Consider the following 26284-nt stretch of genomic DNA (forward strand, 5'->3'; position numbering starts at 1 on the left):
TCTTTTTTAGATGAATGAATACCCATTGAAATCACGGTATGTGGCTTTGATTTTCTTGCCAGCTTGATACATCCATTTCTTTTCAATGGTTGTCTCTTTCGGCATTTTGACTTTTTCTACTTGAATTCCTTTTGTTTTCAAGCGTCTAATCATATCATCAATTTCTCTCATGGAACATCATCCTTTCACATTTTTTGACCGGTTGGTCACCTTACTTTATAATATAAAGAATTACACTGTAAAAAACAAGTTACAATCTGATTAATTTTTGAAAAGTTTTGTCGTTTATGACCGATAAGTCACATCTCTTTGCGCACGTTTCCTAAGACATTTGTCTCTCGGTAAGAAAGGATGACATTCATATTGAAAAAGAAAGAAAAAATGATTATTGAGGCTGGTATGAAGTTATTTGCCAGCAAAGGCTATAATACAACGTCTGTTCAGGAAATTGCAGATGAATGCCACATGTCAAAGGGTGCGTTTTACCTTTATTTCAAATCGAAAGAAGCACTGCTTATTTCGATCTTGCATTACTATTACGATAAGGTATTTACCCGGATTCACGAGGTTCAAACAGAGGGCGGCACACCTAAAGAGGCCTACCGGAAACAGCTCACTGTCTATTACGATAATATTTTGCAGCAAAAAGATTTTATTAAAATGCAGCTAAGCGACAGGGCGCTCCCATTGAACGAAGAAACACAGCAGCTCGCAAAGCAAATTCGACTTGCGACGATTCAGTTGCACATTGATAACATTAAGCAAGTGTATGGAGATGCAGCCATTCCTTATATGGCTGATCTATGTTTAACGATTGAGGGTATGAGTCACGTTTACTTTGAGCTTGCCATTTTATATGATTTTCAGCTCGAAGCAGAGGAGCTTGCCGCAACAATGATTCACCGTATCGATGATCTAATGGGCGGTATGATGAAGCGAAATGACCATCCGCTCATTTCTGTGGACCAAGCAAGCGACTGGTTCGGCCCGATTTATGAACGATCATTTGACCCGCTCACAGAATCACTATTAAAAGAATTAAGAGAACTGGCAGAAGCACATTATGAAGTGAAAGACGAGCCAGATTTATTTGAAGCGCTTGGCATTTTAGAAAATGAGTTAAACAAACAAAAACCAAGACAAGTCATCGTCAAAGGCATGCTTTACCAATTGAAATTATACACACCACTTCAGCCGGTCTCAGGCTCCTTATTACGCATTCTAAAAGAAGATCATTTATAAAACCCAGGGCTTGGTTGCCCTGGGTTTATGATTGTGACAAACAGTCAAACTTCTTTTCTGTGATTTCAGGAAGTTTCCATAAAAAACCAGAGGCACAGAGGCCTCTGGTGTCTTATTTTGCTTTCGGTGTCACCATTTCTTCTGGTTTCACAAACTCTTCAAACTGCTCTTCTGTTAATAGCTCTAATTGAAGGGCAGCTTCTTTTAGTGTTAATCCTTCTTTGTGCGCAAGCTTCGCAATTTTCGCTGCATTTTCATATCCGATGTGCGGGTTGAGTGCCGTCACAAGCATCAATGAATTGTTTAGGTTTTTCTCGATCGTTTCTAGGTTTGGTTCAATTCCAATAGCACACTTGTCATGGAATGAGTTCATACCGTCAGCAAGCAATTCAACTGACTGCAAGAAGTTATAGATGATGACCGGCTTAAATACGTTCAGCTCGAAGTTTCCTTGGCTTGCGGCAAAACCGATTGTTGCATCATTCCCCATGATTTGTGCTGCAATCATTGTTAAAGCTTCACTTTGAGTTGGGTTGACTTTTCCTGGCATAATGGAGCTGCCTGGCTCATTTTCAGGAATGATCAATTCACCAATTCCGCAGCGAGGACCACTTGCAAGCCATCTCACATCATTGGCAATTTTCATTAAGTCAGCTGCAAGTGCTTTAAGCGCACCGTGTGCATATGTGATTTCATCATGGCTTGTCAGCGCATGGAATTTGTTTGGTGAAGAATTGAACGTTTGACCTGTTAACTGGCTGATTTCTTCTGCCACGTATTTACCAAACTCAGGATGTGCGTTAATTCCCGTACCAACAGCTGTTCCGCCAATGGCAAGTTCTCTCATTTTTTCAGTAGATTCTAAAATCATTTCTTTTGAACGATCAAGCATGTACACCCAGCCGCTAATCTCTTGGCCCACTGTAAGAGGTGTTGCATCTTGCAAATGCGTACGGCCAATTTTCACGATCTCTTGGTATGCTTTTGCTTTCTCATCAAGCGTCGCTCTTAACTGGTCAATCGCAGGCAATAGCTTTTTGTACACAGCTAATACAGCTGCCACGTGCATAGCCGTTGGGAATGTATCATTTGAGCTTTGGCTGCGGTTGACATCGTCATTCGGGTGAATGCTGAATTCACTATTTTTATCTTTCAAGTAAGCAGTTGCTCTATTTGCAACGACTTCGTTCATGTTCATGTTACTTTGTGTTCCACTTCCTGTTTGCCATACAACAAGCGGGAAATGCTCGTCATACTTTCCACTGATGATGTCATCACATACAGCAGCAATCGCTTCTGCTTTTTCACTTTCTAAGTTGCCTAGACGTTCGTTCGCAATCGCTGTGCTACGTTTCAAAATTGCAAACGCATTCACAACTTCCTTTGGCATTTTCTCAGAACCGATTTTGAAATTTTCTTTGCTTCGTTGTGTTTGTGCACCCCAGAACTTGTCCTGTGGCACCTTGATTTCGCCCATTGTATCTTTTTCGATTCTAAATTCTGTCATTATGTATCCCTCCATAGCTTCATCACTCAACTCTATTCTATACAAAAAACGAAAATCCTTTAAGCGTTTTCAATTAAAATTTTATCTTTATTTTAATTTTAGTTCAATATAAACACGAACATCTTTGGAATATTTGTATTTTGGATTTGTTTTTCCGTAATCTTTTGACGTATAAGTCACCTCATAATGCTTGTCAAACGACTGTAGAATAAGGTCGATCTCCTCTTTTGTTCCTGCTAAACGAATTTGCGCCATCTTCTTTCCTCCAACACCGTGATTCTTTCATAAACCACAAAATAATGTAACACAGAATATTGTTTTTTCAAGCAGGTAATGCTAAGAAAAAGAAATTGAGGCGGGTGATCCATTTGAATCAAACTCCATTGAAAGAGCACTTATACGATAATCTCTCTGTCATTCTCCCTCAGTTAAAGGACATGGATGATTTGATCCATGAGAAAAAAACATTGCCTCATGGACAGGTTGTCTACTATTTATACATTAAAGAAATGAACGAAGCGATGCAGATTCAAACCTTCTTAAAGCTGCTATTGCAAGATCATGCCTCTCTAACAAAAGAGAAGCTAGAATCCAATTTATCGATGATGACTACCCGTACGGTAAAAACCTCTGAAGAACTAGTAGATGCTATTTTTCAAGGACATTGTATCGTACTGATTAATGGATTTCAGCACGCTTATATTTTAGAAACGCACGGAACGAAGAAACGCAGTTTAGGAGATGCTACGTCTGAAACCGTCGCAAGGGGGCCAAAAATTGGCTTCATTGAAGATTTAAACACGAACTTAGCTCTCGTCAGACAACGTTTGAAAAACCCTGATCTCAAAACAGTTGACATGAAGATCGGCGAAAAGAAATACACCCAAGTATCGATCATGTACATTGACGGTATCGTTGAGCCCTCTGTTTTAAAAGAGGTAAAAAAGCGTCTCAAACAAGTCACCATTGATGATATTCAAGACTCAGGCGTTCTTGAGGAGCTCATTGAAGACAATGTGTATTCTCCTTTTCCGCAAATTCAAAACACAGAACGGCCTGATAAAGTCGCATCTGCTTTAAACAATGGGCGCGTCGCCATCTTTGTCGATCATTCGCCTTTTATCTTAATTGTGCCTGCTTCCCTCGCGACGATTATGCAGTCACCTGATGATTATTATGAAAGATGGATCGCCGCCTCTCTTATTCGTTTGCTACGTTTTACGTCCATCTTTCTCACATTGTTTTTATCAGCCATTTATATTGCCCTTGTGTCCTTCCATCAAGGTCTTTTGCCCACAACTTTAGCTATTTCCATCTCAAGCACACGAGAGAATGTCCCATTTCCTCCTATTGTGGAAGCACTCATCATGGAAATGACCATTGAGCTGCTGCGAGAGGCTGGGTTAAGGCTGCCTAATCCACTTGGACAAACAATCGGACTTGTGGGCGGAGTTGTCATTGGACAGGCAGCCGTACAAGCACATATTGTCAGCTCCATTATGGTCATTATTGTCAGCGTCATTGCACTTGCATCCTTTACCTTTCCTCAATATGGGATGGGGATGTCATTTCGTGTCCTTCGCTTTGTGTCCATGTTTACTGCAGCTACATTCGGTTTATATGGACTTGTCCTGTTTATGCTCGTCTTACTCACTCATTTGACAAGACAAAAAAGCTTTGGCACCCCATATTTTTCACCAGATTTTGTGTTCAGTTATAAAAATGAGGACAATTCCATCATCAGATTGCCTTTGAAAAATCAAAAGAAAGGGGAACGACATGGTCAATCATAAAGAGTCGATCACAAGCTATCAGGCAAGTGCCATTATCGCCAATACCACGCTAGGCGCAAGTATGATGATTCTGCCAAGATCAATGGCTCAAGCTGCGCCTACACCTGACGGCTGGATTGCACTCTTACTCATGAGTGTGATATACATTGTGTTCATTTTTGTCAATGTGCTCATGATGAAAAAGGTCTCCTTTTCTTCCTACTATGACTATACAAAAGAAGGACTTGGGAAATGGATTGGCTCACTTGCCAACCTGTTGATTATTATTTACTTTCTCGGCGTTGCCAGCTATGAAGTACGAGCCATGTCTGAGATGGTGAAATTCTTTCTACTTCAAAACACACCTGTAGCCGTGACGATGATCAGCTTTATTTTGGTTGGTTTTTATCTTGTGATTGGGGGGATTGGTGATTTTGCCCGGCTATGTCCTTTTTTTCTGATTGTCACACTCATCATCTTATTTGTGGCCTTCGGACTTAGTGTACAAGAGTTTGAGCTGGATAACCTCCGACCAGTTTTAGGAGAGGGCTTCTCCCCTGTCTTCAATTCCTTTAATGCTTCGGCCATTTCGTTTGTCGGTATTGAAATGATGCTCTTTATGCCTGCCTATATGAAGACGCAAAAACACACCTTTGCATACGGAACCATCGGCTTTTTGATTCCTGCGATCATCTATATTTTCACCTATATTCTTGTAGTTGGTGCGCTCACGGTGAAAGAAACGGCGACTCTGACGTGGCCGACCATTGCCTTATTTCAATCATTTGATATTCAGGGGATTTTTATTGAACGGATTGAATCCTTTTTGCTGATTGTTTGGCTTGTCCAGCTTTATACGAGCTTTGTAGGATATACGTTTTTTGCTACGATAGGAGTCATCAAATTGACTAAATTCCCTAAAAAAATCGCGCTCGCCTTGATGGGCATTGTGATCTTCTTTGCCGCTCTTTTCCCAAAAGATGTTGATACGGTCCGAGACTATTTAACCTACGTAAACAACTTGTTCTTTCTTCTATTTGGTATACTCCCGTTTCTTTTATTTATCATCGTATTTTTCAAAAGGAGGCGTAAAACAGCATGAAAAAGAAAGCAGTTCTTGCGCTCTTCTCACTGATTCTATTATGCGGGTGTTGGGATAGTACAAATATCGAGGAGCTCAACATGGCAATTGGATTTGCTGTAGATAAAGGAGATGACGGACATAAATTGAAGCTGTCTATGCAGGTGCTCGTTCCGCAAAAAATTGAGCAAGAATCAAGCGTGAAAGATCCGACGAAGATTATTGAAACAAGCGGTGATTCTATACACCAAATTTTTCGTACGACGGCCCTAAAAACACACCGCATTTTTGCTCAGCAGCTGAGGGTTTATTTGTTTTCTCAAGACCTTATCAATGAAAATAATTTCGATTTGGTCATCAATCAATTCATTCGGGACAATGAAACACGAAGAGGAAGCCTTGTCTTTATGGCTTCTGAGAAGCCTGGAGATATGTTGAAAATCAATGACGACGGCCAGCCTGCCGCTTCCACCTTATACGATATTTCTTCGAATACAAAAACGACCATTCGTATGTTCAAGCCCGTTTCCTTAGGAGATATTTCTTCTGCTATGCAAAACAACGTATCCTTTGCCATTCCGAAAGTCACTGTCAGTCAGGGAAAATTAATGCTGGACGGCGCCTCGATTATTCAGAACAAACGATTTCTCACCAACATTTCTCCTTTAGCAGTGCAGTCTTACAACCTGTTGACTGGAGACGCTAAAGGCGGAGTGATTGAATTCCAATATGAACATAGCATTTATTCTTTTGAGATCTTTAAAATCAAACACAACATCGACACCCATAAAGCAGCCAGTGGCAAATATGAATTTGATGTGTCAGTTGAACTCGATGGAAGATTGTCTGAGGATTGGAATGAACGAGAAAACGCATTTAATGAAAAATATCTCCAAGAAATTGAGAAAGTCGTGGCACATCGACTTGAGGAAAATGTAAAAGATTTTATCGGGGAATTACAGCATGAGATCAAAGCAGATATTTGTGGATTTTATCAAAAAGCGAGTATTGCCTATCCGAAGGAATTCCGAAAAGAAGCAAAACATTGGGATGACATTTTTAGTGAATCCGATATTCGTTACAAGGTAAATGTGAAAATCCGTGACTTCGGGACTAAGGGCGCAACACAATCCTTATAGAGTATGTTAAAATGGTAAGAAAAAAAGGGTGTCAATCATGAAACGAGCTTTACTTTCGGCCGGCATTCTATTTTTGATTCTAGGAATACTTCTGTTAGTCGTGGTATTCATGCAATCAAAAGAAGATTTCTTCATTGAAGCCGACAGCTTTTCAAGCACATTTTTGATCGTGATTTATTATGGACAAACCCCTGCGCTCCTTCTGATTGGAGGCGGTTTATTTGTTGGACTTTCACAGATCATTGATTTGCAAGAGAAAAAAGCGGCAGTGGCAAAGGAAAGCGTCAAACTGCTTTCCGAGATGAAGAAAACCCTGGAAGACAAATCGGCCGAGGAGCAGGAGGCTTTTCCAGTTCCTGAGCTCCATCAACTATCCGAACGTCCAATCACAGGACAGAAGGACTAATTTTGCGCATGTTCCAGCAGCTTTCATTTGAAAGCTGTTTTTTTATTGAATCAGCTTATGGCGATGTGCATACACGGCTGCTTGTGTGCGGTCTTCTACATCAAGCTTGGAAAGAATGTTGGTAATATGCGTCTTGACTGTTTTGATGGTAATAAACAATTCCTCAGCAATGACCTTATTCGATTTCCCATCGGCAATCAGCTTTAATATTTCCATCTCTCTTGCGGTTAACGAATCGTGCAGAATGGACCCATTTGATGAATGGCGGAGTTTGTTCATGACCTTTCCAGCTACTTTTGATTCAAGTCTTGGTTCGCCGATACTCGCAGACCTGATGGCATCAGCAATTTCTCCTGCTTTCGATGTTTTTAAAAGATAGCTTAATGCACCAGCCTCAATAACTGGATACACTTTATCATCATCAATAAAGCTCGTCAGTACAATAATCCGAGCATCCTCTATTTCTTGACAAATTCTTTTCGTTGCTTCGATGCCATCCATGCCTTCCATAACAAGGTCCATTAAAATCACGTCTGGCTTTAATTCAACCGCTAGTTCTACACCTTTTTGTCCATCTGACGCTTCACCGATGACTTCAATATCCGCCTGTGCCTCTAAAAAAGCAGCAAGACCCATTCTCACCATTTCGTGATCGTCAATTAAAAGCACTCGAATCATCGAACGTTCTCTCCTTTTCCTTCATCAAAAATGGGAACCTTCACATCAATTTGTGTGCCTTTTCCCTCAAATGACATAATCTCTGCGACACCGCCTACTTCACTTGTTCTTTCTCGTATCGATTCAAGTCCGTAGGAAGCAGTCTTCACATGATCTGTTTGAAAACCAATCCCGTTGTCGATAATTTTCAACTGAACTTGACGGTTCCGAATAAGCAGACGTACTGTCACCTTTGTCGCCTTTGCATGCCTAAACACATTGGAAAGGGCTTCTTGCACAATTCGGAACAGATGGTCCTCCAGCCCTTTAGACAGCGGAGCATCATCTTCTATTTCCCAATCAATATCAATTGGCTGCTTTGCCTGAAATTCATTGAGTAGCTCAATCAAGCCTTTTTTCAAGTCTTTTCCTTCAAGGGTGATCGGTCTTAAATGCAGGAGGAGTGCACGCATCTCATTTTGTGCATCGCCAGCCATTCGTTCCACAAGACGCATTTGCTTTAAAATCTTTTCATCCTTTTCCTTCATCCCTTCAAGAATCGCAGACGTCATCATCGAAATGGCGAATAGCTGCTGGCTGACTGCATCATGCAGCTCACGCGCTAGACGCTGACGCTCTTCTGAGACAACCGATTTTTTCATTTGAACCTGCCATTCAGCTCGCTCATTTGAAAGCTTTTGTAAGGAGGCTACTTGCCCTTCCACTCGTTTCGCCATTTCATTTAATTGATCTGCCGCCAAACCAATTTCATCATCACCTAGAGAAGGCAGTCTATAGGCAAAATTCCCATTTTCAAACTTCAAAATCGACTCTACAAGCTGATCCAGCCGCTTCTTATGCTGATAGCCAAACACATGCCCCGCTGATACACCAATGGCGAGACTAATAATGAGTAAAATACAAAAAAACGGGATGCCGAACCACCGCGTAGACAGCAAAATCATAGGATCAAGCTGGTAATAAAAAAACATCGGGAGTGTCGTCATGATGACAACACCAAGCGAGATACCGACTGCAAGACGAACAGATTGCCACTGGATGCCTAAATGCAGTTTCCTCATAAGTACCTCACATCCACATCCCCAATCAGGAGAGAAATGGAGATTTTCACTTTTCGCTTGCTCTCATCATAATCATTTGTCATGACATACACTTTACTGCCGAACCCGCTTCTTTTTTCATCAATGATTTTCATATCACCAATTGCAGCCGAAGCACTCACACACACTTCAATATCCTGCGGTACATAAATATCGACATCTCCGATGAGCCCACTAATGACGATCGTGCTCTCTTCCTCAGCAATAATCGCCTTGGATAAGTCGATTTTGACATCGCCAATAAAACCTGAAATGGTCAAATCACTTAATTGAAATGGTTTTTTCATCAGCCTGACTTCACCGATGAAGAAATCATGTTCTTTGCGCGGCTTTGCCTGGCTTTTTGTTTTCTTCTGATCGCCCTCTTTTTCAAGATTGACTTTCAGTGAAGGCTTTCCATCGTCTGATGATTCCTTTTTATCGACATCAAAAACAGGTTTGTTTTTCAATAAACGATAGCCCGCATAGATCAAAAAGGCAGCAAATAAATACCCAGTCAAACTAAACGTGATATTTAGTAGAAACTTCAAGAAGAGAAAGCCTGCAAAAATATAGGAAACCGAACCGAGCCAACGTTTAGATCGAGAGTGCAGCCAATAACCAGCTAGAGCAAAAAACACTGGCCAAAATAAGTCTGCCCCAATCCCAATAATTTTGAGAAAAAGATTTATACCGAAAATCACCACAATGATGCCTAAAATTTGATTTCTAGAAAAACGCAGTTGACTCGCCTCCTTCCTTTTTACGTTTGTTTACCGCAATTTTAAGTTTCCGCTTGTCATCTCAATATCGACTAAGTGTGTCCCTTTCCCATGCGTACCTGTAAAACCTCGGCCTTCACTATCCGCTTGGTCAAAATCATACGAATGATCAATACGTCCACTCGTTTTTTTCACTTGGACTTTGAAATCTCCCTCATCTGGCAAGTTAAATTTCGCACTGCCTGATGTCATGTGAAAGTCGACTGGTGAATCAATTGTATCAAAGCTTGCTGTCAGCCTGCCGCTTGTCATGCCTAATTGCAGCTTTCCTTTTACATCTTGAATATCAGCACGACCAGAAGTGGCACCAATATCACTTTCCTTCGCATCAATATGAGACACTGAAAGTCTGCCAGAAGTCGCTTTGATTTCCACACGATTTGCTGAGAAGTTCTCAGCTGTGAGGTTTCCGCTCGTTGATTTGAGCGTCACATCTTGAAGAGACAGCTTTCCTTCGCCATTTACTTCGCTCACGCCGATTCCACCTGTTATTTTCACATCTTTATGATAATCTGTTGGAATTTTGACTAAGAGTTCTCCTTTTTCAAATGCAGAGAAAAACAAAAATCCTTTATTTTCAGCACGGACTTTGAATGTTCCGCCTGTTTGTTCCGCATACATTTTCCCTTTTCCATTCACAACCATCACAGAAATATCCGAACGATCTTCCGGCTCCACCTTGATGCGAAATCCAGAAAGAGAGATATCTAATTGTTCAACCTCATCCTTTTTCGCTGAAGCTGTTGTGACCGCTTTATCACGAGAAAAGCTCAAATGAAAGAGATCTCCATTTTTGAAAAGCATCCCAATCATCAAAAAAACACCAACAAGTATACAAATTAGACCAATGAACCGTTTCATTTATATCATCCCTTTATCCTTTGACCTTTTTATTATAAGGAAAAGCGAAACAGAAAGAAATCAAATAACGGAAGAAAAATCCTGTTTTTCTTCCGTTTTGACACATTTCCATTAGTTTGCCGGCTGTTTCTCAAGCTGCTTTGATCGCTTAAGCTTTTGCCATTCCTTTTCAACCTCATCAGCGTAATCAAGATGAGCATAAGCACCCTGATCGGCAAATTGTGCATAACTACCCGCTTTTGTCTCCATTTCCTCTATACGGTTCTCCATGCGTAGAAATTCTTTATAAGCACTTTCACTATCAACCTTATTCATAGATTCATTCATATGCTGCTTTGCCTGTGCGGCATTGGCTCTTGCAATCAGCGCTTGCTTCTTGTCTTTAACATCACGCAGCTTTGTTTCTAGATGCTGCAACTGTTCTTTCAGCTCTTTCAGCTGTTTAACAGATTGCTGATAGGCTTCTTGATATTCGTTGTGCTTTTCTTCAAAATACTTCATTTCAGTCAGTGCTTTCCGTGCAAGTTCTTCTTCTCCTGCATGAAACGCCAGCTCCGCCTGTTTCTTTCGCTTATCAGCAAATTCTTCTGTTTCTTCTGCTTTTCTCAAGAAACCTTGCTGAATGGTTTGCTGTTTAATGATCGCATGCTTCGCTTTGGCAATATCGTCCTCCATATCACGAACATATTGATTCAGCATGACACGCGGATTCTCCAATTTATCTAAGCCTTCATTGACTGTTGCAACAAACATATCACGTACTCTTCTTAATACCATTTCATATTCCTCCCTTTATTTTTTCTTTAAAAAGTCTTCCCATTCTTGATCAAATGACGTGTGCATAGATTCTTCCATGTTCGGTGCCGTGTTTGGCTCCATATATGTTGTTCTGCCGGATGATTCCTTTGCAGATTCACCATTGATCATCTTCCAACCAAAGTAGAGAAGTACTCCAGCAAATGCGATTCCGAGTAAAAATGGCAGTGACTGTGCGACGAGCAATACACCGATAATAGAGAGTATGACCCCTGTTGTTTTACTGCCTTTATCATATTTTTTGACACCTACATAAATGAGCCACGCCCCAATCAAAGTCGGGATCAGCCCGCCCAATGAACCACCAAAGAAGATGGATAAACCGATAAACATCAGGATTGAACCGATGATGGTTTTACTTGTGATTTTCATCTTCATGCCTCCTTTCTTGCTCCTTGCTTTAACTATAGTCAAAAAAGGAAGCCGACAAAACGTGTCGTAGATTGATCTTTGATTGCGACCAGAGTCGTAACATGGCTCAGACTGAACGGTTGAATCTATAGAAAAAGCACTCTTCGACTAGAAGAGTGCTCAGATTATTGACAAAGGGCTAAAATGAACTTGATTTTAGCCCTTTGTCTTCTTTTCAGCGTGATAGAAAACCGTCTAGGAAGAACGAGTACTGGCGCGGAGCGAATTGGACATTCGTGAGCACCGGCACGCAGGACTGACAAAGAATGCGAGGGTTTGCCTACACGCTGAACACTCTTCGACTAGAAGAGTGCTTTTCCTCATTAAGAACGAAACACGTCTGCACTTCGTTCATATTCAACATCTGCTTCACCGAGCCGATGATTCACAATACGGGCGGCAGCAAATAAATAGTCGGATAGACGGTTCACATATGTGAGCGTAACTGCTGAAATTTCCTCCTGCTTTGCGAGTGTCACAATATGCCGCTCGGCTCTCCTGACGACTGTTCGCGCTACATGTAAGAGGGCAGCACCTTCCTGGCCCCCAGGTAAAATAAATTTAGTCAGCGGTGCGGCTTCTTCTACATACACGTCCATTCGCTCTTCAAGGACTGTGACAGATTCTTCTTTTAACTTGCCTTCTTTCGGTGGTTTCACCGCTGCTAAATCACCGCCGCAGTCAAACAGTTCATGCTGAATGACCATCAGCTCAGATAGAATATCTTGAAACAATTCGCCATGCTGCCTTAAGTTTGCATGGGCTAGTCCAATCAAACTATTCGCCTCATCTAATGTACCGTACGCTTCTACCCTTGCGTCATCTTTATCAGCCCGCCCGCCAATCAAGCCTGTTTGACCTTGATCTCCGGTTTTTGTATAAAGTTTCATTGAGGTTCCCCCTTATCCATTGCTTGTTCCTTTTAGTATACCCTGAAGTGGAAAAGATGTATTTGTTTTATTATGAAACACTTTTATTCAAAACCTCTTCATTTCCACTTTATATGTTGAATGATGAAACATCACATTTTATAATAAATGAAAGCGCTTTTTAATTATGACAGATGGGTGGGATGATAGATGACTTTACAAAACAAAGTAGCAATCATTACAGGTGCAAGCAGAGGGATTGGCCGCGCCATTGCGGAGGCATTTGTCTCTGAAGGAGCTAAAGTGGTGCTGAACGGAACGAATGAAGTGCTATTGCAAGACGTTTGCTCCTCTCTGAATAAGGAAGAGACACGCGCTGTTTCTGTCGCTGGTGATGCTAGTTTACCAGCGACAGCTGCCTCCCTCGTTGAGAAGGCAAAAAACCATTTCGGACAGATTGATATATTGGTCAACAATGCTGGGATCAATTTGCGGAAATCAACAGTCGATACATCTGTTGATGAATGGAAAAGACTAATTGATATTAATTTGACGGGTACGTTTCTCATGTGTCAAGCAGTCATTCCTGACATGATCAAACAGCAAGGCGGGAAGATTGTCAACATGAGTTCAACTACTGGCAAAACCCCTCATCACAATGCATCACCCGCTTACGGCGTTTCAAAGGCAGGGATCAATTACTTAACGATGCATCTTGCCAAAGAATTAGCAGCACATCACATTCATGTAAATGCTGTCTGTCCTGGGCCAATTGAGACAGACATGAGCAAACAATGGAGTGATGAATACCGTAGATCTGTTTTAGAAAGAATTCCTCTGAAAACAATTGGAACACCGCAGCAAGTCGCAAACGCCGTTACCTTTTTAGCCTCTGATCAGTCAGATTTCATCACAGGGGAAACCATCAATATGAATGGCGGAACGTATATGAACTAAAGAAAGAGCCCCATTGGAAGGCTCTCAGATTGTTGACAAAGGGTTAAAATGAACTTTATTTTAACCCTTTGTCTTCTTTTCAGCGTGATAGAAAACCTTTGCAGCCCTAGGAAGGACGAGCATCGGCGCGGAGCGAATTTGACATTCGTGAGCACCGAAGCGCAGGACTGACACCGAATGCGAGGGTTTGTCTACACGCTGAGAGCCTCCATTTGAAGGCTCTTTCTCTTTTACTATCGGTTCTCTCTCGTACCAGAAAGCATGATTGCCTGCCGAATGGCTTCTTCCATACTCGCAGAATCAGCCTTTCCTGTTCCTGCAATATCAAATGCCGTCCCATGATCGACACTTGTACGGATTATAGGCAATCCAACTGTAATGTTCACGCCTGATTCTAAGCCAAGCACCTTGATTGGCCCATGCCCTTGATCATGATACATCGCCACAACGATATCAAAGTCGCCTCTTGTCGCCCTAAAGAACAGTGTATCAGCTGGTAGCGGGCCAAATACTTGAACCCCTTCATCCTGTGCTCGTTCTACCGCTGGAATGATCTTCTCCTCTTCTTCTCCGTTTCCAAACAGACCATTCTCCCCGGCATGCGGATTAATCCCGCACACAGCAATTCTAGGTGCAGGGATACCAGATCGAACGAGGGTATCATGAGCCAGTTTAATCGTTGTGTATACACGCTCAGGATTGATTTTTAAGATGGCATCCATTAATCCGATATGTGTCGTCACATGCACCACTTTTAAATTAGGAGCTGCCAGCATCATGGCATAATCGTCCGTACCTGTCAGGTCAGCTAAAATTTCTGTATGCCCTGGATACATATGACCAGCCTTATGAAGTGCTTCCTTGTTTAACGGTGCTGTACAAATGCCGTCAATTCTACGGTCATTCGCAAGTGTAATGGCTTTTTCAAGATATCGAAAAGCGGCATTCCCTGCTTCTTTTGAAATCTCTCCTACTGGAATATCGCTTGTTAATAGATGAAGATCAAGACAAGGAACGGCACCAGCTTTTACTTGTTCCGCTTCTTCCGGTTCTTTAATACTGACAATCTCCACATCTGTATTCACAAAATCTTTCGCCCTATTTAATATATGGGTGTCTCCAATGACAAATAGAACGGCTTCTTCATGTAAACGGCTTTGCTGGAAGGCTTTTAAAATAATTTCAGGACCAACCCCAGAAGCATCTCCCATTGTTACAGCAATGATTGGTTTTGCCATTCGTCTACCCCCTCTATGTTTTTCAACACTTCAACCGCATGGAGCACAGAATCTTTTTGACCATATGCCCCTGCTTTTGTGACCGCATATACACTCGTATCAACGAGCCGCCCAAGCGGGATGCCGGGTTCAATTTCTTTCAACAGCTGAATCCCGCCTGCTCCAAGCTCATGGCATATCGCACGCGCCGTATCTCCACCAGTTAAAAAAAGGCGTTTTACCCCTGTTAATTCAACAATGTCTTTTGTGATTTTACCAAGACAGACAGATAAGGTACTTCCTACTTCTTGTCTTGTCATACCATTCGCTTCACCGTATGCCAACATCTGTTCAACCATTTCTGGCCTTGCGTCTGTATAAAGGAGAATATCTTCATCCTGACGCATGAGCAGCTGATCCATGACTGATTTCCTTTCCCATGCTTCACGGCCGTTTAATACATTCAACGGGTTCACTTTCACCTCGAGACAATCGTGTTTTTCTCTTAAAAAAGCAAACTGCTCATTTGTTTTTTGAGAAGCACTTCCTGAAACGATGAGAACAGATTCATGCTTTTTTGCATGAGAAAGATTGCGGTATTTCGCGATATAGGATGATAATGCGCCAGCGAGTCCGGCTGACCCGACCCAAAGCACTCTTTGATTGATCTTCATAAACAAATCAACGATCTGTGTTAAATCATGGTTCGTTTCTGCATCACACACAAACCATTGATGACCATGTTTTAATAAAGATGAAACGTCATGACTCGTTTCGTTTAGCTCTGAATAGACCGCTTGCTGCGAAAGTTGTTTTGGCTTGATGTTTGTCTGCTCGTCAATTAAGTCTGAAATACTGGATGTCAGGACAGGCGTTTTTGGGTCCTTCGCTGCTTCTGATAGATGAACAGGCACACCCTCCACATAATGAATGCCATAGGCCGTAGATCTATTCGCATCGGGGTAAGCGGGGGCAATGACTGCCGCATCAAACCGGCCAAGATCCATTAGTGCCTGAAGCTCTACTCCTATATTTCCTCTTAACGTTGAATCTATTTTTTTAAAGAAAAGGTGCGAATCCCCTTGTAGAAACGGCTGAACCACTTGACTGACCTCATTATACGCTCTTTCAGAAGACATACTTCGTGAATCTGTATCAACAATCAGTACATCTTCCTCCTTGTACCGGCTCATATCCTCAAATGTCGGCTGGAACAGCACAGAGGCTTTTAAACCGGCCTTCACAAACTGAACACCTGTATCACTTGCGCCTGTTAAATCATCAGCCACAATGATCACCTTTTGCTCTAAGTTCGCTCCTTTTTTTAATAGATCGTTTGTCATTTAGACACCTCGGTCTCATTGCATATTATTCCTTTAGCTTTCTCCACAGCGTCGTGCGGTTAATATTTAGCCGCTTTGCTGCTTTTGATTGATTCATATTTTCTTCTTCCAGCACCGTCCGAATGATTCGTCTTTCAATCTCGTCAAGCGTGCCATGTAAATAGCTGGACAGCTGTTTTTCTTCATTCTCAGAAGCAAGTTGCTCAATTGCCGGCTTTGCTTTACTCAACGTGATATATCCACTTTTTGTTGTCAGCACCAGTTCTTCCATAATCCGCTTGAACTGCCGGACATTTTCTCTAAATCGCTCGTTTTGAAAGGCGGCAATCACATCTGCTGACAGCCCAACAACCTGCGTCCCATAAAGAGAATTTAATTCAGCTATAAATAACCGGCTCATATCCTCAATATCTTCTGCCCGTTCAGATAACGGCGGGACATGAATGACGAGCTCCTGCAAACACGTATATAGGTCTTCATGAAACGCCCCAGATTGCATCAATTTGAACAAATCAACTGTAGATGCAGCCATCCAGCGAATGTTCTGCTGATGATGAATAAGCTGCTCGGCCATGAGGGGCTGCATAGCCATTGGGACACGATCAATATCCTTCAGAAAGATCGTCCCTTTTTGATGCACCGGAATTATGTTTACATCATCTAATTCAGCCAAACGGCTGCAATGCACCGTCATAAAGCTCTCATTTTTCCTCTCGCTCATTTGGTGAATAGCAAAAGCAAGGCTTGATTTACCAGTTCCTTGTTCACCATAGAGACAAATCGATCGATCTGTTTGGCTGAACGCCTTTGCCCTTTTAATCACATCTTTCATATTTGAACTCTGCTCAGTAAAAAGAGCAAATGGATGTGCTGAATGAACAGGTGCAGCCAGCGTCCATATACGCTGCCCCTCCCTATTAATCACAGCAGAAGGTTTCTCAATCGTCAAAAGCAGCTCACCTTTAGATAATAAGCTTCCTTTGACATGCCACACTTGCTGCTGAAAGGAGATTTGAGAATATCCATTTTGTTTTCCTTCTCGAACCGCTTTTACTGCTGGTTCAAGCGCCGGGCACCAAGCCATCACATCAATATGAGACGTAAACGGTGCAAATAACCCTTTTTCTGTCCATTCTTTCATTTGTTGATTGATAAAATAAAGCTGATTGTGCTGATCAATGATCAGCATCCCTTTTGACTCTTGGTCAATCATTTCACGAAAGAGGCGCTGCTCAGCTGTCGCCTCTTTATATAAACGGCACATTTGTTTTGCTTGATGAAACGCTTCTTTGACAGATTCACGTCCTGAGGTAATGAGCATGCTTTGCATCCCCAGCTCCTTGGCCGCTTTATCTGTAATCACATCACCCAGTACAACCTGTGTCCCTTGCTCCTGTAACTGCTGTAAAAGATCCCACACTTCTTCCTCTTGCTGTATCGTATAAATATCAATTTTGATCCCGTATAACTCTCCGATGGTGCGTACACCTTGTGTAATATTTTCAAATCCAACTACTGCTTTTTTCCCTTGGTAATCTTTAATCAGCGTGAGGGCACGAAGCAAGTCGTAGCCTGACACAGGGATATCCACCACTGGAATGTTGACGTGTTTTTGAATAAGCGCAGCTGTCCCCCCGCGGCTCATAATAATATCCATTCCTTGAGCCTCGGCCTGTTCTGCCAGTGCAACACCAGACCTAAGATCTCCGACTTCAAGCTGGAATGTGATGCTTTTTTCGTCTTTGGCAAGGTCGATTAATACATCGCCTAATCCTTTATACGGCGCAATACCTAATACTTTTATATTCATGAAAAGGACCCCCCATTTTTTATCTCTTCATCGTGAGACATGCGTTGAGGGAGTCCAAATGTTAGCAAATTGAGACAACCCTCCAAACATCAATTATAAATGAAGAAAATGAGGGTTACAATTCACGGAAACACTGATCCCTTGCGGTTAAGACGTGTGATGAGTCCATTCTTCTTTCACACACACATACTTGATGGCCTGCCGGTAAAAAGTAAACGCAATGTGCAGACTACCATCTTTTCCTTCTGTGATGGATGGATAGGAATACTCTCGATTCAATTTGTCCTTTGAGTTGTTTGTCATGGCATATCCATCGCCAATTTCAAGGTTACGTCTGACGGGCCATGTCGCACCGTCATCCGTCGAGATGGCAAGTGTCATTGGCGCACGCGGTGTTCCCCAAAAGGCTGGACGCGCCTCTGTATCAACAGCCGTTCGTGTATCGCCTTCATCCTCAATCTCATCATACAAGGACGCTCTTCTTTCTGTTTGATCATCCGCATTGATATGGTTATAAACGAGGGCAAGATGACCATTATGGAGCACCGTAAATTGAATGGATGAGTTATTGTTTGGCAGCTCTGTTGCTCTTGGCTCAGACCATGTCCGTCCATGATCCACTGAACGGCTCATATAAATCGAATCAGCAAACCGGCTTCTAAAGAGGGCAAGCAGGGAACCATCCGCACATTTTCCGATATTCATATGAACACAGCCAGTACTGTTTGGCACAGTGACCTCTTCCCAGGTCTTCCCTTGATCTGAGGAAATCTTCACAGCACTGACATCACGGTTTCCTGTCCATTTTACGCCAGGAATCGTTTTACAATAGAACACCGGAAGGAGCCAATCATCATTATCCAATACAACAATAGGCTGTCGTATAAACGTCCCCGGCTGATCAAATAAAGTACCAATCTCTCCCCAAGTCTCTCCTCTATCCTCCGATAAACGATATCTCACAAGAGCTGTATCTTGATTGCCAGAAAGTTGTGCTGTATAAAGCAGCCACAGCCTGCCATCTTTCTCTTGAAAAAGAACTGGATTTTGTTCAGATCGTGTAGAATCATCAGACAGCTTCACAGCCTTCGTCCATTGATTACTTCCTTGCTTGAGCCTTGACATATAGATAGAGATATCAGGAATTCCTTCTTGCGTACCGCCAAACCATACACACAGCACATCTCCATTATCCAGCTCGATGAGATTAGCCGCATGGTTTTGCACGCAATCTGTTGGTAGAAAGGCTTCTTTTCTTGCTGCGTCTTGTTCATTTTGTCGCAATTTTCCATCTACTTTGATCATGATGTCTTCATTTGTCATCATAATTCTCCTTTCAGTGATTGATCCTTTTTAGCTGGCGGGCTGATCCATCGATCCATCACCAGAACTAGGAAAGGAATGATAATGGCCACATACATATTATCGATTCCAAATGGATTATCGAGTAAATACCACACCGTCGTGGCGATGCCTGAAGCGGCAAGACCAATGGTTGCTCCTCTATTTGAATTAAAGTATGGCAAGTAAAAGCCCATTGCTGCTACAACTGCAATCGATGTTCGAAGTGCTCGTGTAAAAAAGGAAAGTGACAGCAACTCTGGTGCAAGTGCGACCCCCACAAGCGGCACAATCCCAACCATGACAGCTACATACCGAGTCACCTTCATACGCTGCTCTGGTGATGGTTTCTTTTTCGGTACATAAAAGTCATCAATAATTAACGTGGTTGTAGCAAGTGCAACCGTCGAGACACCAACAAAAATGGATGCGACAAGCGACGTTGCCACAATAGCGCTCAAAATCGGATTCATATGCTGTAAAAAGACAGGGAAAGCATAAATAGGGTCAATGTCTGGATACAAATAACGGGCTGAGATACCGATGATCCCGATCGCAATGGCAAGCGGCAAACAAAGGAGTGCTGCATACAGGGTCGATTTTTTCGCTTCTCGCTCACTTTTCGACGAGGTGATCGCTTGAATGATAAACTGCGTCGCAAAAATGGCCCCCATATTTCCTATAAACCAAGCTCCAATCGTTCCCCAACCGATGGTCCCATCCCATGTAAAGAAATGGTCGGGTAATGTTTGTTTCATTGGCTCAAAGCCTTTTGTTAAATAAAGGGCTACCCCTAGTGTAATTAAAATCCCCGCATACTTCACAATTGAATGAAGGATCGTGACCCATGCAACCCCCTTCATTCCTCCGAAAGTAAAATAAAATGTACTCACAACCGCCGTGATGATGGCACAGGTCATTAAAGGAAGGCCAAGAATAGATGCAATGGCAGCTGAACCACTTAAATAGTTTCCTAGATTCACTAAGAGCAGGGCTGCAATCATAATGACAGAGACAACAAGCTTTGTTGATTTTCCAAATTTTTGATCAATAATACCTGAAATCGTGTATTGTCCTGTTCGATAAAACTTTCCCACTAAGAAAAAGGAAAAAATAAAAAAGGCAATAGCAACTGTGATAACAGACCATGAAGCGGAAAGCCCGTGTGTAAAAGCAGATTCAGCTGTTCCGACAGTTGACTTCGTTCCAATGAATTCACTCATTAACAAAATACCGACCACAATAGCTGGAAGTGACTTAGCGGCATTGTTAAATTCTGAGTTAGACTTACTGCGGAAACGCATCGTCAGCCAGGTCGTAAACAGAATATAGAGAATAATGACGATTAAAATAAATGTGATGACAGAACTGCTTAAGACATTCACTTAAAATCCCCCTTTGTGTGCAAGCCGTATGAAGCAACTTCTCATGTCCCATCCCAGTGACGTATGAAGTGTTAAACGTGGAGCAGTTTCATGTAGACCTGTTCAATATCAGAGACAGACATCGGCTTCGGGTTGTTATCCATTAATCTCTTCACCTCCGAAGCAGCTTCAGCAAGTGCCGGCACATCTTCTTTTGACACACCGAAGGATTTGAGTTGTTGAGGAATGTGTAAATCCGCTGTCCACTCTTCAATTTGACGAATCACTTGCTCTGCAAGCGTATGCTTTGAGCCTTTCTCTTCGATCCCTATCACTCTAGCAATATCTTCAAGACGATCTTTGATATGGTCTGCATTAAACGCCGTAACATGAGGAAGCAGCATGGAATTGGCGACACCGTGTGAAATCTTGTATTTCCCCCCTAACGGATAAGCCATTGCATGAACAGCAGCGGTTCCAGCACTTGTGAGCGCCATCCCGCCATACATGGCACCAACCAGCATATCTTCCCTTGCTGTCATGTTATCCCCGTGATGATAGGCCTCCTGAATACTTCCTGAAATGAGCCTCATCGATTCGAGTGCAAACATATCACTAAATGGATTGGCTTTATTTGAAATATACGATTCAAGCGCATGCGTAAACGCATCCATCCCTGTAGCTGCGGTAATGGCTTTTGGCAATTTGAGTGTCAGTGCGGGATCTAAGATCACAAGATCAGGCAAAAGGTATGGGCTGACCATGCCAATTTTTAATTCTTTTTCCGGAAAGGTAACAATCGCGTTTGGTGTCACTTCTGATCCCGTACCTGAGGTTGTTGGAATGAGAATGGTTGGAACTCCTCTTTTTTTAACAAGGTTCGTGCCAACGAGATCAGAAATTGGCTGATCATTCGTCTTTAGAACAGCTAATATTTTGGCCGCATCCAGCACACTCCCGCCACCAATCCCAATAATGGCTTCATGCTCCCCTTTTAAAAATGTCTGGAATACGTCCTCGATATTTTCTTCCGTTGGTTCAGGCTTAATCTCTGTGCTGATCTCACTCGCAATCCCTTTTTTCGCAAGTTCTGTTTTGATTTGATCTGCGTAACCAAGAGACACGATGGATGGCTGCGTTAAAATAAAAATCGATCTCAACTTACTAAGTCCTAATAGCTCTAGTTTCTCCCCAAGGAGCTCTAGAGAGTGGGCGCCAGAAACAATGTGTGATGCCGTTTGAAAGTGATAATGTGATATTGTCATCTCTTCACGACTCCTTTGCTGCTTTTGCTTGTATCCGATAATTCTCCATCATGTTCATCACAGCTTCTAAAGCCTCGCCGGATAATGCTTTGACCGGGCTTTTTGGCGGACCTACAGGAATCCCTGAAAGTTCAGCTGCTTTTTTCAAAGGTGCTGGTAACGTTCCTAATGTGAATGTCGCTCTTAACGGCTGCAGCTGCTGCTGACATTGCTCACTTTGGTCAAGATTTCCTTGCTGAAACGATTCATAAATGCCAACGACGGTTTTGGGAAGCACATTTGCCGTTGCCGCCACTGCACCTGTTCCGCCTAACTTCAATGTCTCTAAAATGAGGGAATCCGTTCCTGCAAGCACGACAAACTCTTCATCCTTTGTGACATCGAGATACGCTTTGATATTGGCAATATCTCCACTACTGTCTTTAATACCTAACACATTCGGTAGGACGCTGAGCCTTGCAACCGTCTCTGGCGCAAGTGACACACCTGTTCTTGATGGAATGTTATAAAGTAAGATGGGGATGGTCACATTTTCTGAAATATGACGAAAATGCTCATACAGCTCCTCTTGTGATGGCGCAACAAAATAAGGGGTGATAACCGACAAGACATCTACGCCTAATTCTGCGAACTTGTTTGACAGCTTAATGGTTGCATCAGTGCTATTCTCACCTGCTCCCATGTATACAGGCACCCTGCCGCCCGCAGCCTTTACAACAGTTTCAGCAATTTGAAGCTTTTCTTCCTCTGAAAACAAATGAAATTCGCCGTTTGTCCCTAAAGCAAAGATTCCGTGCACACCTGAGTCGATTAAATGATCAATGAGTTGCTTTGTCACTTCTGGATGAAAATGCTCTTCTTCTGTAAGCGGTGTCAAAATGGCTGGAATGATTCCCTGAATGTTCAAATGATCCTCCCCTTCCGATTGTTGCATTTTTAAACAACTAATTATTAAAACGCTTTCATGATTCTTATTATAAAAGCAATATGATTTATTTAGCAACATATTTTTCGTTTTTTTCAAATATTCAGTGGGTGACATAAGTAGATGTTGATGTTTTCAACAAAAAAAGTGAACCAACCGGTTCACTTTTTCATGGCATTCAATGTATGAAGAAGATGCTTCACTTTCAGTCTGACTCTTTCATGTAAATGAGCAGTATGCTCCTTTTCTTCTGCATTGGCAGCAGCGATACAAAGATGATGTACCTGGATACTTGTCTCTTGTTTAATGAAGTGCATCAGCTCGCCCATTAGCTGGACAGACGCACCATCTGATATCGTTCCTTTCAGCACAAGCCAAACGGACAGCTCTCCTTCTTGATGCATCCCGTAAAGAAGGACATCTTCATCATCATCTTCAGCGGCGTATTGCTTTGGCCCATCAGATTGACCAAGAAATAAGTACCCTTCCTCATCATCCAGCATGTCATGGAGTGCTTCAGTTCCCGTTCCAAGGGACCGCGTCCAAAAGAAACCCCCGCTTTTCTCATGTGATGAAAGGATGCGCAATGGCTGATGAGTAGAAAATGTCATTCCGTTTGCGCCATATGTTTTCCACCCATCCGCTAAGTTCAGCCTTGAATGTTCAGAGATGGACGCAGGTTCAATTACCAGCTGAGGGTTTGCCCGCAGTGGATGTTGGAGAGGTGTTACATCTGTTTCATACACCCGGTTCACCCGTTCGGTGGTCAACACATGATGCGGTTCTCCCAGCATGTCCAACTTTCCTTCATTCAGCAAAAGCAGACGGTCACAATACAAACTGGCAATGTTCACATCATGAAACACACCGATCACCGTTAAGTTAGAGGAAACCGTCTCTTGTTTAATCAAATCGAGTAACTCTTTTTGATAGGCTAAATCAAGAAAACTGGTTGGTTCATCCAGCAATAAATAGTCAGGGCACTGAGCCAGCGCTTGGGCTAAGTAAACCCGCTGCTGTTCTCCACCGCTTAACTCGTGGATGGATTGATCCTTAAATTGAGCAATATCTGTTTGGTCCATCACCTTGCTGACAATCTCGATATCTTCTTTTGTAACAGATTGTAGCCACCCTTTCTGATAAGGATGACGCCCAAACTGGACCGTTTCTTCCACTGTAAATGAAAAGGCTTGATCGGTCTTCTGGGGGAGAACCGCCAATTTTTGCGCAAGTGCCTTTGGCCGGTAGGATTGAACTGGATGACCACTTAGTGTTACTTGGCCGCTCTCAGGTGCTAAAATACCTGCGATCATTTTAAGTAGCGTCGTCTTACCGCTCCCATTCGGACCAAGGATGCCGAGGAACTCCCCTCGCTCCACTTCAAAACTCACGCCGTGAATGACCTCTTTTTCACCATATCCTCCTCTAACTTCCTTCACTTGAATCATAGATGCGTCCCTCCTCTATATCTGCGGATGAGGATGATGCCAAAGACAGGAGCACCAATTAACGCCGTAATGATGCCAATAGGCAATTCAGTCGGTTCAATGATCGTACGGGAGAGCACATCTGCTAAAACGAGAAAGGAAGCACCATTCAGCATCGACAAAGGCAGCAAATGACGATGATCCGTAATGGATAAAAGACGGATAAAATGCGGAATCACCAGTCCTACAAATCCGATCGTTCCTGACACAGCCACCGCACTTCCAGTCAGAATCGAACCAGCAAGCAGCACCACATATTTGCTCCGTTTCACATGCACCCCTAACAGTTTTGCCTTTTCTTCGCCATATGTCATCACATTTAAATCTCTTCCCATCAAGATCAGTGCAAATGTACCAATGAGGAAAAAAGGAAGGAAAAGAGCAATATATCGCCAGCCTCTCATAGACACACTGCCTAGAAGCCAATGAATAATCTCTTTTAAATCATCACCTGTTAACGCAATCATTAATGAAATGAGGGCTCCTAAAAAAGAGCTAAAGATGACCCCCGTCAAAATTAAAGAAGAAATGCTCATTCCTCGGTGAACCATACGGGCAAAAAAGAGGACGAGACATAGTGTGACAAGCGCTGTTGTCATACTCAAAAAAGGCAGTGTAAAACTGCCAAGCAAAGGAAACTGCAAACTGAAAAACAGTGTGGCTACAGCCCCCACAGATGCCCCTTGAGATACCCCAAGTGTATAAGGGTCAGCGAGAGGATTTTTTAATAAACCTTGAAAGGCTGCACCAGATAACGCCAGAGCTGCTCCGACTAACGCCGCTAATATCACTCTCGGCAGCCGGATATTCATCATAATATTGCGGTCAATTGTATCAATGGTTCCTGCCTCGATTCCAAATACTTCATGAACAAAGATCCGAAGTATAGAAGGAATGGGAATCCCTAAACTGCCAAATGAGATTCCCATTCCAATGCTCACGACAAGAAGTAAAGCACTTGCTGTGTATGCGATGATGATTTTATTTGAACGTGTCAGGATAGATGCTTTTCGCAAGAGCCTCCACTCCTTCAACCAATCGCGGTCCCGGTCGTGATGCCAGATCCGTATTCAATTGAAAGACTTGTTTTTCTTTGACTGCTTTGATCGCCTTCCAGCCGTCTCTTTTTTTCAGATCAGCTAAACTTGCGCCATCAATCGTAACGATAGCATCAGGATTTCGTTTAATAATTGATTCTTCCGTCATTTGCACCCAGCCTGTTTGGTCGCCAGCAGCATTTTTTGCATGAATGACAGACAACATTTCGTCCATAAACGTTTGTTTACCTGTTGTATAAATTTCAGGCGCACCCGATACTTCGACAAAAACTGTTTTTTGTTTGTCTTTGGAGATGGATTCTGCTTGCTTTTTGATGTCATTCAGTTTTGATTTCATCTCATCTACAAGATTCGTTGATGCCTCTTTTACGCCAGCTGCTTCACCAATCATATTAATAGACTTATACACATCTTTGAAGGAAGCTGCATCATTAACAGTCAGCACTTGAATACCTGCATCTTCAAGCTGTTTAAATCCGTCTTTTGAACTCATTTGTGATGCATGTGCTAAGACAAGATCAGGCTTTAAGGAAATAACCTTCTCTACATTGAAATCAAGACCGCCAATCTTCTCCACCTTTTCTACTTCCTTTGGATAGTTGTCAAAGTCTGATCTACCAACGATTTTATTTCCAAGGCCAAGGGCATAGGCAACCTCTGTATTACTTGGAATTAACGAAACAATTCGTTTAGGCTGTTCTTTGATTTCAACGGTTTTACCAGCTGCATCTTTGATGGATACAGGAAATGCCGCAGCCTCTGTCTCTTTAGGCTTTGAACTGTTTGTTTTTTGGTCCGTTTCCGCATCTGCACACCCTGCTAAAACACCGATCACAAGTAACAATGATAGCCAAATACCAGTTAACTTCTTCAT

26 protein-coding genes are annotated in these 26284 nt (G+C 42.5%); 6 read left to right on the forward strand and 20 right to left on the reverse strand.

The features are described 5' to 3' along the window. Window positions 1–6 precede the first annotated feature (6 nt). Entirely contained in the window at window positions 7–171 is a 165-nt protein-coding gene (spxO, locus tag NSQ17_RS15790) for an anti-adapter protein SpxO (protein WP_096881830.1), read from the reverse strand. Between the two features lie 192 nt (window positions 172–363). Here spxO and NSQ17_RS15795 point away from each other — a divergent pair, with 192 nt between their 5' ends. After that, on the forward strand, window positions 364–1242 hold the full coding sequence (locus NSQ17_RS15795; protein WP_017359276.1) for a TetR/AcrR family transcriptional regulator: 879 nt from the start codon (window positions 364–366) through the stop codon (window positions 1240–1242). 112 nt (window positions 1243–1354) lie between these two features. Here the strand turns inward: NSQ17_RS15795 and fumC are convergent, their stop codons facing one another. Together fumC and NSQ17_RS15805 are read right to left on the reverse strand one after the other, a co-directional pair. Next, on the reverse strand, window positions 1355–2749 hold the full coding sequence (fumC, locus tag NSQ17_RS15800) for a class II fumarate hydratase (protein ID WP_008347076.1): 1395 nt from the start codon (window positions 2747–2749) through the stop codon (window positions 1355–1357). An 87-nt stretch (window positions 2750–2836) separates the two neighbouring features. Then, a complete protein-coding gene (locus NSQ17_RS15805) occupies window positions 2837–3004 on the reverse strand; it encodes a YvzF family protein (protein WP_017359274.1) in 168 nt (55 codons plus the stop codon). Window positions 3005–3117: 113 nt separating this feature from the next. Between NSQ17_RS15805 and NSQ17_RS15810 the strand changes: the two genes are divergently transcribed. The 4 genes from NSQ17_RS15810 to NSQ17_RS15825 are packed head-to-tail and all read left to right on the forward strand — an operon-like array spanning window position 3118 to window position 7147. Beyond that, entirely contained in the window at window positions 3118–4542 is a 1425-nt protein-coding gene (locus tag NSQ17_RS15810; protein WP_342467587.1) for a spore germination protein, read from the forward strand. After that, a complete protein-coding gene (locus NSQ17_RS15815) occupies window positions 4529–5623 on the forward strand; it encodes an endospore germination permease (RefSeq protein ID WP_096881832.1) in 1095 nt (364 codons plus the stop codon). Before NSQ17_RS15810 ends, NSQ17_RS15815 begins: the two co-directional genes overlap by 14 nt. Continuing rightward, window positions 5620–6741 (forward strand): Ger(x)C family spore germination protein, encoded by a 1122-nt coding sequence (locus tag NSQ17_RS15820; RefSeq protein ID WP_135009696.1) that lies wholly within the window; start codon window positions 5620–5622, stop codon window positions 6739–6741. Before NSQ17_RS15815 ends, NSQ17_RS15820 begins: the two co-directional genes overlap by 4 nt. A 37-nt stretch (window positions 6742–6778) precedes the next feature. Continuing rightward, window positions 6779–7147 (forward strand): hypothetical protein, encoded by a 369-nt coding sequence (locus NSQ17_RS15825; protein WP_007500307.1) that lies wholly within the window; start codon window positions 6779–6781, stop codon window positions 7145–7147. Between the two features lie 42 nt (window positions 7148–7189). Here the strand turns inward: NSQ17_RS15825 and NSQ17_RS15830 are convergent, their stop codons facing one another. From NSQ17_RS15830 to NSQ17_RS15860, 7 genes are all read right to left on the reverse strand, one after another. Beyond that, window positions 7190–7825 carry a response regulator transcription factor gene (locus NSQ17_RS15830; protein ID WP_007500305.1) on the reverse strand — a complete coding sequence of 212 codons (636 nt, stop codon included), beginning with the start codon at window positions 7823–7825 and terminating at the stop codon, window positions 7190–7192. After that, window positions 7822–8886, reverse strand: coding sequence for a two-component system sensor histidine kinase LiaS (gene liaS / locus NSQ17_RS15835; RefSeq protein WP_342467588.1), 1065 nt, complete (start codon window positions 8884–8886; stop codon window positions 7822–7824). The genes NSQ17_RS15830 and liaS overlap by 4 nt, the downstream gene beginning before the upstream one ends. Further along, window positions 8883–9647 carry a cell wall-active antibiotics response protein LiaF gene (gene liaF / locus NSQ17_RS15840; protein WP_034647740.1) on the reverse strand — a complete coding sequence of 255 codons (765 nt, stop codon included), beginning with the start codon at window positions 9645–9647 and terminating at the stop codon, window positions 8883–8885. The genes liaS and liaF overlap by 4 nt, the downstream gene beginning before the upstream one ends. 30 nt (window positions 9648–9677) lie before the next feature. Beyond that, a complete protein-coding gene (locus NSQ17_RS15845; RefSeq protein ID WP_017359270.1) occupies window positions 9678–10547 on the reverse strand; it encodes a DUF4097 domain-containing protein in 870 nt (289 codons plus the stop codon). Between the two features lie 111 nt (window positions 10548–10658). Further along, window positions 10659–11324 (reverse strand): PspA/IM30 family protein, encoded by a 666-nt coding sequence (locus NSQ17_RS15850; protein ID WP_039168185.1) that lies wholly within the window; start codon window positions 11322–11324, stop codon window positions 10659–10661. Window positions 11325–11339: 15 nt separating this feature from the next. Then, window positions 11340–11735, reverse strand: coding sequence for a hypothetical protein (locus tag NSQ17_RS15855; protein WP_024719792.1), 396 nt, complete (start codon window positions 11733–11735; stop codon window positions 11340–11342). Window positions 11736–12097: 362 nt separating this feature from the next. Then, the gene (locus NSQ17_RS15860; protein ID WP_024719793.1) at window positions 12098–12664 is read right to left on the reverse strand and encodes a cob(I)yrinic acid a,c-diamide adenosyltransferase; all 567 of its coding nucleotides are present in this window, start codon (window positions 12662–12664) and stop codon (window positions 12098–12100) included. Window positions 12665–12853: 189 nt separating this feature from the next. Between NSQ17_RS15860 and NSQ17_RS15865 the strand changes: the two genes are divergently transcribed. Then, window positions 12854–13600, forward strand: a complete 747-nt coding sequence (locus tag NSQ17_RS15865) for a 3-oxoacyl-ACP reductase family protein (protein WP_017368030.1) — start codon at window positions 12854–12856, stop codon at window positions 13598–13600. Between the two features lie 233 nt (window positions 13601–13833). Here the strand turns inward: NSQ17_RS15865 and pdxA are convergent, their stop codons facing one another. From pdxA to NSQ17_RS15915, 10 genes are all read right to left on the reverse strand, one after another. Further along, window positions 13834–14838 carry a 4-hydroxythreonine-4-phosphate dehydrogenase PdxA gene (pdxA, locus tag NSQ17_RS15870; protein WP_019743886.1) on the reverse strand — a complete coding sequence of 335 codons (1005 nt, stop codon included), beginning with the start codon at window positions 14836–14838 and terminating at the stop codon, window positions 13834–13836. Next, the gene (locus NSQ17_RS15875; RefSeq protein ID WP_342467589.1) at window positions 14814–16160 is read right to left on the reverse strand and encodes a four-carbon acid sugar kinase family protein; all 1347 of its coding nucleotides are present in this window, start codon (window positions 16158–16160) and stop codon (window positions 14814–14816) included. The genes pdxA and NSQ17_RS15875 overlap by 25 nt, the downstream gene beginning before the upstream one ends. A 25-nt stretch (window positions 16161–16185) precedes the next feature. After that, window positions 16186–17970, reverse strand: coding sequence for a PrpR N-terminal domain-containing protein (locus NSQ17_RS15880; RefSeq protein WP_342467590.1), 1785 nt, complete (start codon window positions 17968–17970; stop codon window positions 16186–16188). Window positions 17971–18117: 147 nt separating this feature from the next. Then, window positions 18118–19293 (reverse strand): exo-alpha-sialidase, encoded by a 1176-nt coding sequence (locus NSQ17_RS15885; protein ID WP_342468110.1) that lies wholly within the window; start codon window positions 19291–19293, stop codon window positions 18118–18120. Further along, the gene (locus NSQ17_RS15890; RefSeq protein ID WP_144679190.1) at window positions 19293–20696 is read right to left on the reverse strand and encodes a sodium:solute symporter family protein; all 1404 of its coding nucleotides are present in this window, start codon (window positions 20694–20696) and stop codon (window positions 19293–19295) included. Before NSQ17_RS15890 ends, NSQ17_RS15885 begins: the two co-directional genes overlap by 1 nt. Before the next feature lie 71 nt (window positions 20697–20767). After that, entirely contained in the window at window positions 20768–21940 is a 1173-nt protein-coding gene (locus tag NSQ17_RS15895; protein WP_058336913.1) for an iron-containing alcohol dehydrogenase, read from the reverse strand. A 4-nt stretch (window positions 21941–21944) separates the two neighbouring features. Further along, window positions 21945–22847 carry a 4-hydroxy-tetrahydrodipicolinate synthase gene (gene dapA / locus NSQ17_RS15900; RefSeq protein ID WP_082181658.1) on the reverse strand — a complete coding sequence of 301 codons (903 nt, stop codon included), beginning with the start codon at window positions 22845–22847 and terminating at the stop codon, window positions 21945–21947. A gap of 179 nt (window positions 22848–23026) precedes the next feature. After that, window positions 23027–24313, reverse strand: a complete 1287-nt coding sequence (locus NSQ17_RS15905; RefSeq protein WP_342467591.1) for a heme ABC transporter ATP-binding protein — start codon at window positions 24311–24313, stop codon at window positions 23027–23029. Beyond that, window positions 24310–25368: an iron ABC transporter permease gene (locus NSQ17_RS15910; RefSeq protein WP_193803837.1), complete on the reverse strand. Its 1059-nt coding sequence runs from the start codon at window positions 25366–25368 to the stop codon at window positions 24310–24312. Before NSQ17_RS15910 ends, NSQ17_RS15905 begins: the two co-directional genes overlap by 4 nt. Beyond that, window positions 25334–26284, reverse strand: coding sequence for an ABC transporter substrate-binding protein (locus NSQ17_RS15915; RefSeq protein WP_342467592.1), 951 nt, complete (start codon window positions 26282–26284; stop codon window positions 25334–25336). The genes NSQ17_RS15910 and NSQ17_RS15915 overlap by 35 nt, the downstream gene beginning before the upstream one ends.

The organism is Bacillus sp. FSL W8-0629, assembly GCF_038593225.1.
In the GTDB taxonomy this organism is placed as follows: domain Bacteria; phylum Bacillota; class Bacilli; order Bacillales; family Bacillaceae; genus Bacillus; species Bacillus altitudinis.

Bases quoted from the DNA above. Each gene is read 5' to 3' on its own strand.
- spxO (WP_096881830.1), bottom strand. From the start codon at position 171: ATGAGAGAAATTGATGATATGATTAGACGCTTGAAAACAAAAGGAATT.
- fumC (WP_008347076.1), bottom strand. From the start codon at position 2,749: ATGACAGAATTTAGAATCGAAAAAGATACAATGGGCGAAATCAAGGTG.
- NSQ17_RS15805 (WP_017359274.1), bottom strand. From the start codon at position 3,004: ATGGCGCAAATTCGTTTAGCAGGAACAAAAGAGGAGATCGACCTTATT.
- NSQ17_RS15815 (WP_096881832.1), top strand. From the start codon at position 4,529: ATGGTCAATCATAAAGAGTCGATCACAAGCTATCAGGCAAGTGCCATT.
- NSQ17_RS15820 (WP_135009696.1), top strand. From the start codon at position 5,620: ATGAAAAAGAAAGCAGTTCTTGCGCTCTTCTCACTGATTCTATTATGC.
- NSQ17_RS15825 (WP_007500307.1), top strand. From the start codon at position 6,779: ATGAAACGAGCTTTACTTTCGGCCGGCATTCTATTTTTGATTCTAGGA.
- NSQ17_RS15830 (WP_007500305.1), bottom strand. From the start codon at position 7,825: ATGATTCGAGTGCTTTTAATTGACGATCACGAAATGGTGAGAATGGGT.
- liaS (WP_342467588.1), bottom strand. From the start codon at position 8,886: ATGAGGAAACTGCATTTAGGCATCCAGTGGCAATCTGTTCGTCTTGCA.
- NSQ17_RS15845 (WP_017359270.1), bottom strand. From the start codon at position 10,547: ATGAAACGGTTCATTGGTCTAATTTGTATACTTGTTGGTGTTTTTTTG.
- NSQ17_RS15850 (WP_039168185.1), bottom strand. From the start codon at position 11,324: ATGGTATTAAGAAGAGTACGTGATATGTTTGTTGCAACAGTCAATGAA.
- NSQ17_RS15855 (WP_024719792.1), bottom strand. From the start codon at position 11,735: ATGAAAATCACAAGTAAAACCATCATCGGTTCAATCCTGATGTTTATC.
- NSQ17_RS15860 (WP_024719793.1), bottom strand. From the start codon at position 12,664: ATGAAACTTTATACAAAAACCGGAGATCAAGGTCAAACAGGCTTGATT.
- NSQ17_RS15865 (WP_017368030.1), top strand. From the start codon at position 12,854: ATGACTTTACAAAACAAAGTAGCAATCATTACAGGTGCAAGCAGAGGG.
- pdxA (WP_019743886.1), bottom strand. From the start codon at position 14,838: ATGGCAAAACCAATCATTGCTGTAACAATGGGAGATGCTTCTGGGGTT.
- NSQ17_RS15875 (WP_342467589.1), bottom strand. From the start codon at position 16,160: ATGACAAACGATCTATTAAAAAAAGGAGCGAACTTAGAGCAAAAGGTG.
- NSQ17_RS15880 (WP_342467590.1), bottom strand. From the start codon at position 17,970: ATGAATATAAAAGTATTAGGTATTGCGCCGTATAAAGGATTAGGCGAT.
- NSQ17_RS15885 (WP_342468110.1), bottom strand. From the start codon at position 19,293: ATGACAAATGAAGACATCATGATCAAAGTAGATGGAAAATTGCGACAA.
- NSQ17_RS15895 (WP_058336913.1), bottom strand. From the start codon at position 21,940: ATGACAATATCACATTATCACTTTCAAACGGCATCACACATTGTTTCT.
- NSQ17_RS15905 (WP_342467591.1), bottom strand. From the start codon at position 24,313: ATGATTCAAGTGAAGGAAGTTAGAGGAGGATATGGTGAAAAAGAGGTC.
- NSQ17_RS15915 (WP_342467592.1), bottom strand. From the start codon at position 26,284: ATGAAGAAGTTAACTGGTATTTGGCTATCATTGTTACTTGTGATCGGT.